Origin of the sequence: Lysinibacillus sp. FSL H8-0500 (assembly GCF_038051955.1) — a bacterium.
Classification (GTDB): Bacteria; Bacillota; Bacilli; order Bacillales_A; family Planococcaceae; genus Lysinibacillus; species Lysinibacillus macroides.
Map to the genome: position 1 here is coordinate 3,623,568 of NZ_CP150292.1, position 17,205 is coordinate 3,640,772.

A 17,205-nucleotide genomic window follows, 5' to 3' on the forward strand; every position below is an offset into this window, starting at 1 on the left:
TCAGGCAGTTGGCTGTATTTTATACGAGTCTTAAATGGTCTTGTTCATGCTGTTTTTTCTCATCATTATTTAAGTATTCAGGTATATGCTCATAGCTCATAAAAACATGATTTGTAATCATAAAAGTCAGTAATTTATGAAAACTAATAACCTTTCGTACACCTTGTTGTTGAATAGCGATTTTTGAAAATTTCAAGGTAGCTTGTCGATTGGCTAAAGCGTATTCTTCTGCATTCTGAAGAGCTCTACCATCCACATGACACCCCAATACAAAATTTCCTGCAAAAGAATCTTTTAAAACATTGGGATGCATTGACTGATAATGTACTTCTGTAATGGCATCTTCCTCATTCATCAAATAATGAGCTACTAAATAATGTTTTAAAGCACCTTTCAAGTCAATAGCGATGGCTGTATCTGCTAAAATTGTGCGATAATGAACAGGCACAATTTCTGCCTTCCCTAGATAAGGCTTCACTTCCACAATAATTTCTCCAGCGGGACGAACAAATAATTGTACAATTGCCTTATTCACACCATCTGAAAAAATAATGTTTGTTTGTCCAAAACGTAAACTTTTGAAAAATATGCTTTGATCAACAATATACCCTGTGACAATTTTATCATTTTCAATTTGTAGTGATTTCGCTTCAATTCCCAATACTTCTACACAATTTTGCATTTTATAGACATGCGGCTGAAAGGGCATCTCTCTACAATTTAATGTAACAATACGGTCCTCAAGCAATTGTTTCAACATTTGGTCTCTCTCCCTTTTGTTTAATCGTGTATTTATTTTAATAAAAACAACTGAACAATTTCTGAACAAAATTACAAAAATAGCAGAAAAACGACAAAACACACCTCACACTTCATATGAGTAAATAGAATCATCATATAATACAATAATACCCATCTAAAATTGCTGAAAATCTATATTCAACATTATATTATAGGTCTTAAGAAACTTCTACGACAAAATACAACACAAATCGTTAATTTTTCTTAACCTTTTGGCACAAAAAAATATGAGGCTATAATAGATAGCCTCATATTTTTTATAATTAAAGAGAATTTTGTAAAATTATTTGTACATCTTGCTCTTGTAATTTATTAAAGTTTCCAAAAGGTCCATTTTGCATGGCATGTTTAATAATTTGCGGGAATTTCGCATCATCAATACTGTAATCAGCTAAACGATTTGGTGCACCTAACGATGTCCAAAATGCAGATAAACGATCAATGCCTTCATAAGCAACCTCTTCTACAGTCCTTCCAGTTGCCTCTACCCCAAACACTCGTGTTGCAATACCCGCAAAGCGCTGTGGGTTAACAGGTACATTTAAGCGCATCCAATGTGGTTGAAGGATTGCTAAGCCACCTGCATGTGGAATATCATATATAGCTGATACGGCATGCTCAATATTATGAGAAGCCCAATCACCTCGTGAACCAATTGATAGGAATCCATTTAAACCAATTGTCCCTGCCAATAAAATCGTTTCACGCAACTGAATATTCTCTAAATCCTCTAGTAATTTTGGAGCCGTTGCTATAATTGCTCGTAATACGCCTTCACACATTTCATCCGTAACCGGTGTATTTGTTGTATTATGGAAATATTGCTCGAAGATATGCGACATCATATCAACAATGCCATAAACAGTATGGTTTTTCGGGACTGTCACTGTGTAAGCTGGATTTAATATTGAAAATTTCGGGAATGTTGCAGGGCTGCCCCAGCTTAGCTTTTCTTCCGTAGCAGCATTTGTAATTACTGAGCCTGAGTTCATTTCCGAGCCAGTGGCGGCAAGTGTTAATACAGTACCAAGTGGCAATGCTTCTTGCACAAACACTTTACGTTGCACAATATCCCAGGCATCAGCGTCATACTTTGCACCCGCAGCGATTAATTTTGAGCAATCGATCACAGAGCCCCCGCCAACAGCAAGAACAAGATCAATTTCTTCTTTTTTACAAATGTCAATGCCAAGGCGTGCTGTTTCAACGCGTGGATTTGGCTCAACACCACTTAATTCAAAAATAGTTTTGTTTGCCTCTTGTAATTTCTCTATCACCGCATGATAAACACCATTTTTTTTAATGCTTCCTCCACCATATACAACCAATACCTTTTGGCCATACTGTGCTAACTCTTTTGATAGCTTTTCTAATGCATCTTCACCAAAGTGTAACTTTACTGGATTATAAAATGTAAATGAATCCATTTTATTCGCCCCCTTCTAGTTGAATTCTCTCATAAATTTATTGTGGAGCGCAAAGATTTAAGTTTCATTTAGACACGAGCCATATAATCGTTATACACCTTTTGAATCTTCTTCGGTATCGGCACACCAATTTCTAATAATTTCTCCTGTATTTGCTTAAAGCATTTGACACAATCTTGCTTTTTATTTTGCTCAATTAAAAATTCTAATAGTAAGAACATATAATGCTCATTGAATTCATCGATCTCAAGCATCTTTTGCAGACAGTTTAATTTTAAAAGTGAATTAATGACTACGGTATGTTGGATATAGGTTTCAAGCAAATGCAACACCATTTGTTTTAAGCGAAACTGGATTGGCATCGCCCACGGGTACTCCTCTTCTGCTAAAAAATCACCCTCGTAGCAATTTAAAAGCTGCTGAATGGACTGTTCATCATGCTTTTCTTGCTCTAATAGTTGAATAAGCTCATCATAATCACTATCAATCTTAATATTTAATTGGTAATGATTATTTACCAATTGAATAGGATCTTTACGACCATTTTCCTTTAATAGCTTTCGTAATTGATAAATGGTCGTATGTAAATGACTAGCTGCTCTTTCAAAATCTAATGTTGGCCAGAGTGCTTCTATAATAACAGCATTTAACATTGGTTTTTTCTGATGAAACCATAAATATAAAAATAACTCACGGGTTTTTCTTGTACGCCACTTGACTACTTCTTGTTGTGCGTCCAGTAAATAAAAACTACCAAATATATGTGCATATAATAGATGTTCTGTTTTCGTTGATGTTGTTTCAATTTGTTGCAATTGCCACTTTTGCTGTGCCTTTATTAAGGCTTTCACAAGTCGCTTTTCATGAACAGGCTTTAACAAATAATCGGTTGCTTCTATTTCAAAAGCATCCACTGCAAATTGCGCATGTGCAGTAATAAATATGATTTGTAAGGATGGTTGCTTGATCAATAATTGCTTTGCTACCTGTAAGCCATGTGTATCAATCATTTCAATATCTAAAAAGACTATATCCACAGTCTCTTTTTCTAGCAAAGTAAGAGCATCCATTACATTTGTAAATGCCCCTTTAATAGAAATTTGGAATTGTTCCAGCTGATTTAACATAATACGTAGAACATCAATCGCTATCTTTTCATCATCAATGATAATTACCTTCATGCTCCATCACCTTCTGGTAATAGTATTAGTATCGTTGTTCCTTTTCCTGCCTCACTATATAAACGCAGGCTTGCATTTTTCATTAATTGGAATTTTTTCAATGGATTCACAAAGCCAATACGAGAGCCTTCACCATTCAAGAGCTGTTGTAGTTTTTCATCAGGTATCCCTACACCATTATCATAAATTTTAATGCGGACAAATTGCCCCTCTCGCTGAACACTTATCTCAATCGTACCGCCCTCCAATTTTTTAGAAATTCCATGAACAACGGCATTTTCTACTAGGGGCTGGATAGATAGTGCAGGAATCATCAGCTGGATAGATTCATCAATATCATATTTAACCGTTAAACGATCGACAAAACGCATCTTTTCAATAGAGAGGTAGGCCTTGACAAGTTCTATTTCTTCCTCTATCGACACCAGGCTATTGCGATAATGTACATTAAGCTTGGCACGGAAATAAGTCGCTAAACAATAAAGTGCCTCTCTTGTATCATTCATATTGGTATAGCTCAAGCCAATAATTGTATTTAGTGTATTATAAACAAAATGTGGTGTTACTTGTGCATATAAATAATTCATTTCCACCTCGATAGCATCAATCGATGATTGACGAACTGCTAATAAAGACTCAATACGAATAAGTAATTCATCCATTGACACAGGCTTTTGTAAATAATCGTTGGCACCCACCTGCAATGTGAGCACTAAATCTGAATGCTTCATAATAGCTGTCAAAACAATAATAGGAAGCTCTAACATATCGTGCTGTTTACGCACCTGCTTACATAATTCATAGCCAGACATACCATTCATCATTAAATCAATCAGTAAACAATCCACTTCATTTGTTTTAAGATATGCTACTGCATCAAAGCCATTGTCCACAGCTATCACTGTATAGCCCTTTAAGGCTAAAGTGTCAGCCAATACTTTAATATTGACGTGATCATCATCTACAACAAGGATTTTTTTATCATTGCCCTTATAAAACAAGGGTAAATCCAGCTTTAGCACTTCAGTAGCTGCCTGTGTACCCATTGTTGTAAATATTGGTTCATTATTTACGAGTGCCTCTGTCGCTAACGGCATTGTAAACGTAAATGTCGTCCCTTCTCCTAATAAGCTTGTTACATAAATAGCACCATCTAATTTTTCTACAATATTTTTAGCAATGCTCAAACCTAAACCAAGCCCTTCTTTTTGACCTTGTTTTTTTACCTGATAAAAAGCAGTAAAGATATGCTCTATATCCTGTATCGGAATCCCAGTTCCTGTATCACTAACTTGAATGATCATCTGTGATTGTTGAGCATGTGCTGTGACGATAATTTCCCCTATTTTTGTATGCTGTATAGCATTATGCAATAAATTATAAAGCACCTGCTTAAAGCGCAATTCATCTGTCAGCATATTTGGCAATTCCTTATCTACTTCTGTTATTAAACGCACATGACTATTTTTAGGCATAATATTCTGTATTTCTGTCATTACTTCATTAATAACCGTTATCGGAACAGCGCGTGGTGAAACACGTATTTCTCCAGTCATATGAGTAGAGGAAAACAATAAATCCTCCACCAAATGCCCTAAACGTTGTGTAATATTATGGATTAGGATGACCTGCTCTTGCTGAGTCCGCTTCAATGGCCCCTGTGCTCCCTCCATTAATGATTTGGATAAATTAACAATACCATTTAATGGCGTGCGTAATTCATGAGAGGTTTTCAGTAAGAACTCATCCTTCATTTGATTATGTGTTAGCAATTCTTCTGATAATGCTTGTATCTTTATAAATGCAGCATTTGCGCGATAATTTAACAAGAGGACAAAGCCAAATAGCATCAATAAAAACAACAAAATTTCACTATAATCAAACGGTATATCTGTTATAAAATTTATAGCTAATAAAACGCTGTAACTGCAAATAGCGATCAATACAATTAAAATATAGCGCGCACCCTCTAATCGTTTCAGCAATACACGAATAAGAACCCATACATTATACGCGACCACTGGCGCATTAAGAGCAATATATACTAGCTTTCTAAACGTAACCTCCTCCTCTGAGGTCGCTCTTAGATTATGTGTAAATGGGTTATAGATAGCATACATAAAGAAGGTAATCCCCATTAAAATTAATAGGGGATAAAGGGTTCTTTTTTTCGCCAATTGCGGATACATGTAATAAATAAATAGTGTTAAGCACATAATCACTAAAGGCACACTGCCAAGCTGTAAGCGTAATTGACCAAGTGCATGCGTGATAGGCACGATCATAAAAAATACTTTTTGATTAATAAATGACATATACAAGCCTAGTAAAATGGCAAAAAGCCCAAAAAACAGCTCTTCCTTACGTCTACGATTTTGTATATAAGACGTAATATAAATGACACCAAATATGACATAGCCTACACTCACTAAAACATCTGTTAACACCTTTATACGATAATGTTGTTGAGTAGCCTGCATTGTACCAAATTCTATAGGGTAAATAATGCCTGCCTGTGGGTAATGAAAGCCAGTAACATGTATGACAATATCAAGTTCGTTATTGCGGCTTTGTGTAAATACAGTATATTTATCATTATTTTCAGCTTGATACTCACTTAAGGTTTCTCCAGGGCTGCCCTTTCCCCCTACTTCTATCCCATTCATAAAAACACGATTGGACTGTCGAATTGTCTGAATATACAAACCATATTGCCCTTCCACTGGGACCTTCACCTTAAGATGATAAGTTCCAATCGTTAAACCCTGCTCCTCTTCATTGGGCTGAACATATTTATGCCACTTTGCAGGAACTGGAATAGCTATACGTTTATCTTCATAGCTATCTAATGACACCTGTGGAGGAATTAAAACATTCGGATAGAAAGACCATTCGCCATCCAATTTAATCATGTTATTTTTTTGTAATTGCTCCGCTTCAATTGTTACCGCACCATCTTCTACAATTTGAGGGTTTTTGTCAGAGAAATAGTGCCAATTGCCAAGAAAAAAAACAATACTAAACAGCATGATAATACAAGCGATTATTAAGATATTTTTTTTCATTGTCATGTCTCCCTACAGTTAAGTTTTCAACTACCTCCTTCTATCACCCTCCTTAAGCATATTAGCATAGCGCTTTTGAACAAAATCTGAACAATCGTAGATAGCCTATAACGTAATATCTATTAAAAATGAGAATAGTAGTCAGCATTTCCTATCAATATCCAATATACAATCCATAAATTGCAAAATCCAAATATTCAATATCACATAATGTGCATAAATTCCGTATATTATTAGAATCAAAATGATTATTTAGCTTATGTATAGTTATAGTGCCAGTAAGTAGGCACTAATAGACTCACACCCTCAGTTTGATTCATCTATCCATTTTTTGAAAGCCTTTCACCTATACAACATAGCACTTTATAGTAATAATTGCTGCCAATAAGAAAAGCATGCTAAACGTTAGATGATTATCTAACTCATTAGCATGCTAGTTATTTTCATGTTATTTCGCTATAGCTGCTTGAATTTCAAAGAACACCCAATGCTCTTTTGGAGTATTCTTAAAAATGGGCTTATTCTCTGCTGTAGGGATTGAACGAGCTTCATACCTTTATCACTTGCGCACATATACTTCTCCTCTGGCTTGAATTGTCCATTGATTGATATAACAAGAAGATATTATATCTTTTTTTAAAATTTTATACCATAAATACAAGCAGTAAGCTTTTAAACAGCGTGGCAGGTACACTCATCAGTGGAGATCATTTCACGCCCTTCCCTACATCTTTCAATTTTACTGTAGCATCCAAAGATTTAGGATTGCCTTATATATGTATGATAAATACGATGAATTTCCTCTGGCACTAAAATTCCGATTTTGGATAATTTCTGTTCTATGCTCTCATAACACTCTATGCAATCCTGTTTTTTGTTTTGTGCAATTAAAAATTTTAGTAGTAGAAACATATAATATTCATTAAACTCATCTAGCTCTAGCATCTTTTGTAAACAATTTAATTTTAGTAAGGCATTATTAGATTTTGCTGTAGTCACATACATTTCGAGCACTTGTAAAACTACACGCTTTAATCGCAACTGGGTTTGAATAGCCCAAAGATAGCCCTCTTCCGCTAAAAAATCACCCTCATAACAATTTAAAAGTTGCTGGATAGATAGGTCATCATGTCTTTCCTGATCCAGTAAACTAATCAACTTATCATAATCACTGGTAACCTCCACATTTAGTTGATATTGATTATTGACTAGTACAATTGGCTCTTGAATACCATTGTCCTTAAACACCTTTCTCAATAGATAAACAGTTGTATGCAAGTTACTAGCGGCCTTCTCAAATTCTAAATCAGGCCAAAGCTCCTCTATTATGACAACATTAAGCATGGGCTTTTTTCGATGAAACCATAAATATAAAAATAGTTCTCGCACCTTTCTTGTACGCCACTTGATCACCTCATGTTGGGCATCCAATAAATAAAAGTGATTGAGTGTATGTGCATAAAAGAGATGCTCTTTGCTCTCTTTTTTGACATTGCCTTGTGGTGGCAGCCTCTTCTGTGCTTTCATCAATGCCTTAATCAAGCGTTTCTCATGGACAGGTTTTAATAAATAGTCCGTTGCCTCTATATCAAATGCATCTACTGCAAATTGTGCATGTGCTGTTACAAATATTATTTGAACAGCGGAATTCATGATTAATTGCTTTGCTACCTGTAAGCCATGCACGTCCGTCATTTCTATATCTAAAAAAACAACATCGACTGTTTCTCTTTTTAAAAATTGCAGTGCATCATTTGCATTGGTAAATGTTCCTTTAATAGAAATCTGAAACTGTGTAAGTTGCTCTAAAGTGAAACGTAAAGCATCAATAACTATTTTTTCATCATCTATAATAATAATATTCATGCGTCATCCCCCTCAGGTAAGAGTATTAAAATTGTTGTTCCCTTCCCCTCCTTGCTATATAAACGAAGGCTCACATTTTTCATTAATCTAAATTTTTTAAGTGGATTTGTAAAACCAATGCGCGGGCTTTCTTCATTCATTAATTGTTGTAATTTTTTAGCAGGTATACCGACTCCATTATCATATATTTTAATCTGAACAAATTGCCCCTCGCGTTGGACACTCACCTCAATTGTACCGCCCTCTGACTTTTTGGAAATACCATGAAAAACAGCATTCTCCACTAAAGGCTGAAGTGATAATGCTGGTATCATCAATTGTATAGATTCATCAATATTATATTTAATAGTTAAACGTTCACCAAACCGCATCTTTTCAATAGCAAGATATGCCTTTACAAGCTCTATTTCTTCTTCAAGCAATATCATGTTGTTGCGAGAATGTACATTAAGCTTTGCACGGAAGTAGGTTGTTAAACAATATAGCGCCTCCCTTGCATTCTCCATATCCGTATAGCTCAACCCAATAATTGTCGTAAGTGTGTTATAAACAAAATGGGGTGTCACCTGTGAATATAAATTATTCATTTCAACTTCAATTGCATCTAAGGATGATTGTCGAACAGCTAATAATGATTCAATGCGTAATAGCAATTCATCCATCGCTATAGGCTTTTGTAAGTAATCATTGGCTCCTAGTTGCAAAGTTAACATGAAGTCAGAATGCTTCATAATAGCCGTTAACACAATAATCGGAAGCTCTAACATATCATATTGCTTGCGCACCTGCTTACATAATTCATAGCCTGACATGCCCTCCATCATTAAGTCGACTAGCATACAATCCACTTGATTTATTTTGATGTAGTCAATAGCAGCAAAGCCATTATCCACCCCAATCACTGTATAGCCCTTTAAAGCCAATGCATCCGTTAACACCTTTATATTGAAATGTTCATCATCGACAACAAGTATTTTTTTATCGTTACCTTGATGGATCAACGGTAGCTCAAGCTGTAGTATTGCTGATGGCATTTGTTCAGTAGTAACAGGTGAAGCTTCTGAATCTATTTGACTCTTTGTGGCAAGTGGCATTGTAAAGGTAAAAGTAGTGCCTTCACCAAGGGTACTTTTGACATCAATCGTCCCATTTAATTTATCTACAATATTTTTGGCAATACTTAATCCTAACCCAAGCCCTTCCTGATAATGCTCATTTTTTACCCGATAAAATGCTGTAAAGATATGCTCTAAATCCTGAGCAGGTATTCCTTTCCCAGTATCACTCACTTCAATTACCATATGTTGTTGTCGCTGATAAGCCGTTACAATAACTTCCCCAAGCTCGGTGTGTTGGAGAGCATTATGCAACAGATTGTATAATACCTGCTTAAAGCGCAATTCATCCGTCAGCATAGGTGATAATGTCATATCTACTTCCACAAGTAATCGTACATAACTATTAGCAGACATCACACTACGTATCTCTGTTACTACATCATTTATAATGCTGACTGGTACAACACGAGGCGACACACGTAGCTCTCCTGATATATTATGATTAGATGAAAATAATAAATCTTCCACTATCTCTCCTAAGCGCTGTGTTATATTGTGAATTAATATCACTTGCTCCTGCTGATTTCGTTTTAAAGACCCTTCTGCACCTTCCATTAATAATTTTGATAGATTTAAGATGCCATTTAAAGGTGTGCGTAATTCATGGGATGTTTTTAGCAAAAATTCATCCTTCATATGATTATGTATTTGCAATTCTTCTGTAAGCGCTTCTTGTTTCGTAAACGTAGCATTTGTACGATAATTTAATAATAAGGAAAAGCCCACTAGTATACATAAAAAAAGCACTAACCCACTATAATCGACAGAGATTTCTGTTAAAATATACACAATCATTAATATTGAATAGCAGCAGGTTGCCATAAATACGATTAATACATACGAAGCTCCCTCTAAATTCCGCAAAATAATACGAATTAAAATCAATGCTATATAGCCAATTCCTGGTATTATCAACAGTAAATATGTGATTTGTTGAATAACCTGCGTACGTTTAGTCATCTCACTTATATCAGAAGAAAAAGGATTATAAATACCGTAGATAAAAAAAATAAAACTTAGAAAACTAACCAATGTATAAACCACTTTCTTACTTGTCATCTGCGGGTACATGGTATAAAGAAAAAGTACCATACAGATATTTAACAGGGGAATAATACCCAATTGGAATTGTAACTGGTTGGTAGTCAATCCTATCGGCACAATTTGAAAGAAAATTTTCATACTAATAAAGGAGGCATGAAAGCCCATTAAGATCATAAACAGCCCAAAAAATAATTCTTCCTTCCGCTTGCGATTTTGTCCATAGCTAATCAGATAAATGATACCGAAGACAATATAACCAGCAATCGCTAATATATCCGTTAATCTTTTTCTGTCATAAAAATGCTGTATCGTATCCCTTGTTCCAAATTCAACAGACTCAACAATTCCTGAATTGGGGAATTCCTTAAAGCTGGCTACCTGTATCAAAATATCCAGTACTTGCTCCTCACTTTGCCCAATGACCATAAATTTATCATCATTCTCTGATCGAAACTCTGCAAAAGATGTATCGGGATTTCCTTTTCCGCCAACCTCAATGCCATTTATAAAAACTCGATTAGATTTATGGATACCCCAAAAAAACAAACCATATTGATCTTCTACTGGAACCTTTACTTTAAGATGATAGGTTCCTATAATAGGTCCCTCCTCATCTAACTGAAAATCCCCAGCCCACTTATCAGGAACTTTTAACAATATAGGTTGATTCGTATAGCCATTTAACAACTGCTGGGGTGATAACAATACATTCGGATAAAAGAACCATTCGCCATTCAGCTTAATCATTTTATTATTTTCAAGTTGTTCGCTCGTTACAATCGCCACTCCTTGCTTCACGATCGGTGCATTACTTTTTTTAAAATAATGGCCATTTCCGATTATGAAAACGATAGCAAATAGCATCATAATACCAACTGTTATAACAATATTTTTTTTCATATTCATGCCCCTTATCCATCGCACCCATTAACATTCAAATAGAATTTCTCTGGGTTTACTCCTTTATAATGAAGATGAGCAATCCCCCAGCCTGAGCAAGCATTAATAATCCCATAGGTTTCTGGACAGCCAGAGACAAAACCACGTTCAAATAACGCATTGACCTCTTTCTAATAATAGAAGGTCGATTTCACATCTCTCAATACTTCTTTATCGATATTTACAATAAACGTTTACGCCCTAGTTGCTATTATCGTAGCCATGGCTGATTGTAGGACTATACTATTTTTCAGTACTTGTTCTTCCCTTCATTATAAAAACTCAGCCTCATGCTTTTTCTAATAAGTCTATCAAGAAGTACCTGAACAAAATCTGAACAAAACTTATGTTCCCTGTTAAAATTTATTTTTGATTGTATATTTTGTACTAAAAGCACAGCATTTTTGCGTATGTTAAGGGCCATTTCTTTTATCGGATAGAAAAACAGACATTGGTGAGATTTTCTGCCTATCTTTCTAACATCGTTTAATTTTGTACTCTTACACGCTAAGTTATCTCTAAATAATAATTACCTTGTTATTCACGATAAGGGATAAACTATTTGTCTAATTTTGTGTATATCGGAATTACTACATCAAACAATAGAAAAATCTTAATCAACATCATAAAAGCTAGTACAATTGAAAGAATATTATTAAAAGTAGCTTGTGTAACCTGTAGGTAGACAATAATAGACGCATACCTTCAGTTTGATTCCTCATCATTCGTCCATCCAACATAGTTACTTTGAGTAATAATTGCTGCCAATAAGAAAAGCATGCTAAACGTTAGATGACTATCTAACCCATTAGCATGCTGGTTATTTTTAAGTTATTTCGCTGTAGCTGCTTGAATTTCAAAGAACGCCCAATGTCCTTTCGGAATATCCTTGAAAATTTGTTCCTTTTCTTCTGTCGAGATTGAACGAGCAAAGATTCGATTCAACACCTTTACTGCTTGTGCTCGTGTTAGCTTCTCCTCTGGTTTGAATTGTTCGTCACCTGAACCAACCATGATGCCCATTTGACTAATACGCTCAATTTCATTTACTGCCCAATGTGTTGATGCTACATCTGTATACGTGGTATCGTTTGCCGCCATTTCACAATACGGAATAGCTGTAGATACCTCTGTGCATTGTTTATTTATCCAGCGTATCACAATGACTGCCATTTGGGCTCTTGTCATACTATCATTTGGCCCAAAAGAATAGTCGCCAAGTCCTTGCATAATCTCTTTTGTTCGAATATATTCAATATCATTTTTTGCCCATGAATCGGCTACATCTTTATAAAATAGCTGGGATGCTGCTGGTACATGATTGTCACTTAAATTCCTTGCCAGCATGGCCGCCATTTGTGCACGTGTAACCTTTGCATTTGGACGGAAAGTACCATCCTCATAGCCTTGAATATATGGGGCAGGCTTTCTCTCTAGCTCTATTGGTTCCTGTTCTATTTCATCTTCCTGTTCTCTATATAATAAAGAAAAAGTAGAGAAATGCTGGACATCAAAGGCAACACCTACTTGCTCCTTATCGAATTCCACTAAGCGTCCATCATGTAGAAATTCAACTGTATCATTACTATGCTCTACATACACTAGTATATTTTCCTGCTGTATGGATGACAGATTTATTGGTAACGGTAGTAATAATGTTACATCACGATTTTGTAGATTTGTCGTAATCGTTATTGGTTGACCCATAAGCGCTAGCTGTGAATTATTTCTTTGTTGAGCGCGTTCTTCAATAGCATTCTGTAATGATGTATCCTTTACAGGGGTAATATAGAAATAGATAGCCTCATTAAAATCCGTTATTGAAGTAAACGGAACTTCAATTTTAACAGTTCCCATCGTTATCCCAAAGTTTAGCTTACCTTCGACCAATCGTTCAACCGCTTCCTTCGCAAGTATTACTTTTGTTTCATTAGCCGATGGTTCTGAGTCTGGGATCACAATATTAAAGCTTCTATCTTCTCTGTTCATTAGCTGTTGTAACAGTTCATCTATATTGTTTGCAGTAACATTGATGGTATCTATCAAACTACCATTGTTGTCTTCACGCGTTACAATAGCTTGCGCTAATACTTTGTCTAAATTGTTTGGGTCTATAATACTTACATGGGATGGATCACTTGGAGTAACTGGGTCTGGACTTGAAGTCGATGATCCCCCATTATTATTTGGTATAGTATTTTTCGACCATAAAGCAAACAATACCACATCCTCTTCTCCCATCTGCATTGTTTGCCCAGCTTTATACATAACCCCTTTACCATCAGCCTTCGTATTCCATCCTACAAAAGTATATCCTGCTTTCACCAGATTCCCTGTATTCCCTAAAATAGTAATTGTTTCTTGCGTTTGATACTGTTTCAAATCGATTGGAACGTTTCCTCCCTCAGCTCCATTACCTACATACGTAACCGTGTATGTTGGCTGTGCCTTTGTCGTAAAATTCCATATCGTATGATCTATAATACCTTCATAAGCATTACCCACAAGGTCTATAAATGCCCCTGCCTCAATTTCGATGCTATACATTGTCTGATAGACGAAATCCATTGTAGGATTAATCGTTACAATGTTATCTGCTACTGAAACATTTGCTTGTGTAGCCTCAATTGTTTCAATTATTTGATTGTCTGAAGCATTGCGAATTACAATATTTTTGCTTGCTACAGGTACAACATTCTTATCAAATGTTAATACTAGATGATCTGTAGGCTCTATATCCATTGCCTGATGGGCTGGAGAATACATCGTTGCTTGTGGTGGATTTTTATCTACTCTCACAATTGCTCCAGCAGAAACCTCCGTTACTTGTGAACCTAAATTCCCTGCTAAATCTTGAACATCAATTGTAAAATAAACAGCGCCATCAGCATCTCCTGACTGCAATGTATAGCTTGCCTGCCAAGTCTTGGCATCGCCATCATCTTTATCATTTACATTTGCAGGTTGCCCTTGAATCGTTACAAGTGGCATTTGAATATCCTCACTCGCAACAACATCTAGTGTAATGATGTCACCTATTTTTGCAACTACTGGATTGGCATTATTAGAGGTCATCGTTACCTGATCTAAAGCTGGCTTTGTACTATCTGCTATAACGGAGCTTCCATCCGTAACGGCTGTTACCTCTATTGCCGAATTACCTAGTAAATCTTGAAAATTCAATGTGAAGGGCACTGCTCCCTCGATATCGCCCTCTTTGATAACATATGTTGCTTGCCAATTTCGTGTCGCTCCATTAACAGTTGCCATATTTCCTGCAATCGTCATCACTGGTGCTTGGATATTTTCATCAGTTTCCACTGTTAACGTAATTGTATCGCCTATTTTAGCCTTTGTCGGGTCTACATGATTGGACTGAATGTTGACCTCTGTTGCTTGTGGCGGTGTTTTATCAATGACAAATGTAATAGCTATTGTGTTACCTGCGTTATCTGTTACTACTAAAGTATAATTTCCAGATGTACTTATTGTCGTTCCATTTGTGAAGGATGCTCCATTTAATGTAGCTGTTCCTTCATTAAAGCTAATTGTTACATCTGCGTTATACACACCACTATTCGTAACGCCTGTTATGACTGGCGGTGTTGTATCTAATATAATTGTATTTGATAATGTATTTGATATATTATCAGTGGTATCTTTTAGTTGCATATAAATGGTTTTACTACCATCACCATTTGTTAATGTCCAACTTTTCGTCGATGCATATGATTCCCAACTAGACCATGTAGTACCATCATTTGAAAAGCGCATTGTGATTGCTTCTCCTTCTGTATCACTTGCCGTCATTGTTAAGATTACATTAGTAGAACTTGTATAACCTGCTCCATTATTTATCGTAATAGAGCCCATTGGTGGATGATTTTTCGTAATTTCGATTGTCAATTCCTTCTCGAATATATTGCCAGCCCCATCTGTTACTCTAATCGTAATTTGATAATTATTTTTCGCATCATAGGTGAATACCGTTGTCGTTTTTAATTCATTGCCGTCAATCTCAAAGAAATTTGTATCACCTGATACTAGTGAATACGTAAAGGCTTGAGGGCCTCCTGAATCCGTTGCCGTCAATGTGCCAACAGTTGTACCAATGGACTTCTTTTCCTGTACAGTGCTATTACTCAGCATAATATCTGTAGGTGGGGTACGATCAGAGATTATTTCGAACTCTATGGATGCTTGATTGAATGCCCCACTGCTTGTAGTCGCAATATTTTCAGGAATTTGGATTTTTACAGTGCCATCTGCGCTCGGTACTATTTGCGCAACATATAAGGTCCCACCCCCTGTAAGGGATTGAACAGTTCCATTTGTCATAGCTATATCCCCCAATGTAAAACCAGTCACAGACTCACTGAAAACAATACTGATGGGAATTGGACTGCTATTTGTTGGACTAGGTACTGCTGATGAAATTGTTACAGCAGGACGTGTACTAACAGCTAAGTTCATCGTATAAGCACTGCTATCATCACTACCGTCACTTACTATAAATAAAAAAGATGAGGAAGAGCTATTTTCTGTTAGATATTTTAATTTCCCCGCATCTAAATCAACCTTGCTAATCGTTGCTCCATTTGACAGAGCTTCCCCAGCATCCATTTGCTGATTGTTATTATCATCAAGATAAAGCTGTCCGCTATTCGGGATGGTTACAATTTGAATGTGTTGCAAACTATCGCCAGCATCCTCATCATGAAATGCAAAGGAAGCGCTGTTAAATATATATACTTGCCCTTCGTTTACATTCACAGTTCCATTGCTGGATGTTGGCGGTCTATTTAATGGAAGCGTTGTGACCTGCTGTGTTGTATAGGCACTTTTATTGCCATCCGCATCTTGTACAATAATATTAAAATAATAGGTTGTGTTAGCTGTAAGTCCTGTCACATTAAAAGAATGAATATCTTTCGTATAGTCATTTTCTAATGGTGTCCCATTTGCTTCAATGGCATCCACCGTATCCATATTGTTACTACTAGATTGATAGACACGATATGCTAAATTCTCTTGAGCTGTTATATCATCAAATGCCTTAGTCCAGCCCAATGTCACGCCTGTTGCAGTAATATTGGAAGCAGTAATAGCCCCTGTTGATACTGTTGGCGGATTATTAGCTGGAATATCAATCGTAAATTGTGTAAATGTCAAATCCCATAAACCCGCTTGTACAGTATCTATATATTGAACACTCACGGTAATCACAAAAGCATTAATCCCTTCTAAATTAACAGGTATGTTATATACAGGACCTTGATATTTAACTGTCGAAAAGGATACTGGGCTTCCCTTAGGATTTCCTGCTGTATCAAGTCCTTGAATGGATAAAGTAAAAACGCCATCTTCATCGTGGACATTCATTGTATTAATCGTTAGCGTTTGTAAATCAAAAATACCACCAGCAAACCCCTCCCCTGCTGAAATTTTAATGGATTTTGGTGTTGCACGTTCATCTGCGTCAAAATAATAACCAGCAGGGTAATTAGGATCATTATTATAACGAAACAAACTAATACCATCATTACCATAAATTCCAGATACTTCAAATCCATTCGTTGTATCATCTTTCCAATTAGCCTGTGTTAAATCCTGCACACATGCTGGATAATTAGCTGTTCCACAACTAGCTGCCTCTGCTGTTAAAGGCGAAACAAACAAGATACTTGTCAATTGGCTAGAAACAATTAATAGCAAACATAAAGTTATGATTAGTATCTTTTTTCCCATTTTTATACTGCTCCCT

The 17,205-nt window shown here is 36.0% G+C and carries 7 protein-coding genes; all 7 read right to left on the minus strand.

Annotation, left to right across the window (positions count from 1 at the left end):
- Nucleotides 1-19: 19 nt before the first annotated feature.
- Nucleotides 20-760: a hypothetical protein gene (locus MHB44_RS17335; protein ID WP_341300171.1), complete on the minus strand. Its 741-nt coding sequence runs from the start codon at nt 758-760 to the stop codon at nt 20-22.
- A 304-nt stretch (nt 761-1,064) separates the two neighbouring features.
- Entirely contained in the window at nt 1,065-2,228 is a 1,164-nt protein-coding gene (locus MHB44_RS17340) for an iron-containing alcohol dehydrogenase (protein WP_341300172.1), read from the minus strand.
- A 68-nt stretch (nt 2,229-2,296) separates the two neighbouring features.
- Nucleotides 2,297-3,409 (minus strand): response regulator, encoded by a 1,113-nt coding sequence (locus MHB44_RS17345; protein ID WP_341300173.1) that lies wholly within the window; start codon nt 3,407-3,409, stop codon nt 2,297-2,299.
- Complete coding sequence (locus MHB44_RS17350; protein WP_341300174.1) at nt 3,406-6,474, minus strand: ATP-binding protein; 3,069 nt, start codon at nt 6,472-6,474, stop codon at nt 3,406-3,408. The genes MHB44_RS17345 and MHB44_RS17350 overlap by 4 nt, the downstream gene beginning before the upstream one ends.
- A 759-nt stretch (nt 6,475-7,233) precedes the next feature.
- Nucleotides 7,234-8,340, minus strand: coding sequence for a response regulator (locus MHB44_RS17355; protein ID WP_341300175.1), 1,107 nt, complete (start codon nt 8,338-8,340; stop codon nt 7,234-7,236).
- Nucleotides 8,337-11,402: an ATP-binding protein gene (locus MHB44_RS17360; protein WP_341300176.1), complete on the minus strand. Its 3,066-nt coding sequence runs from the start codon at nt 11,400-11,402 to the stop codon at nt 8,337-8,339. Before MHB44_RS17360 ends, MHB44_RS17355 begins: the two co-directional genes overlap by 4 nt.
- Nucleotides 11,403-12,272: 870 nt before the next feature.
- Entirely contained in the window at nt 12,273-17,189 is a 4,917-nt protein-coding gene (locus tag MHB44_RS17365; protein ID WP_341300177.1) for an S-layer homology domain-containing protein, read from the minus strand.
- Nucleotides 17,190-17,205: the final 16 nt, after the last annotated feature.

Excerpts from the sequence above, each read along its gene's own strand:
- MHB44_RS17335 (WP_341300171.1), bottom strand. The coding sequence starts at position 760 with ATGTTGAAACAATTGCTTGAGGACCGTATTGTTACATTAAATTGTAGA.
- MHB44_RS17340 (WP_341300172.1), bottom strand. The coding sequence starts at position 2,228 with ATGGATTCATTTACATTTTATAATCCAGTAAAGTTACACTTTGGTGAA.
- MHB44_RS17345 (WP_341300173.1), bottom strand. The coding sequence starts at position 3,409 with ATGAAGGTAATTATCATTGATGATGAAAAGATAGCGATTGATGTTCTA.
- MHB44_RS17350 (WP_341300174.1), bottom strand. The coding sequence starts at position 6,474 with ATGAAAAAAAATATCTTAATAATCGCTTGTATTATCATGCTGTTTAGT.
- MHB44_RS17355 (WP_341300175.1), bottom strand. The coding sequence starts at position 8,340 with ATGAATATTATTATTATAGATGATGAAAAAATAGTTATTGATGCTTTA.
- MHB44_RS17360 (WP_341300176.1), bottom strand. The coding sequence starts at position 11,402 with ATGAAAAAAAATATTGTTATAACAGTTGGTATTATGATGCTATTTGCT.
- MHB44_RS17365 (WP_341300177.1), bottom strand. The coding sequence starts at position 17,189 with ATGGGAAAAAAGATACTAATCATAACTTTATGTTTGCTATTAATTGTT.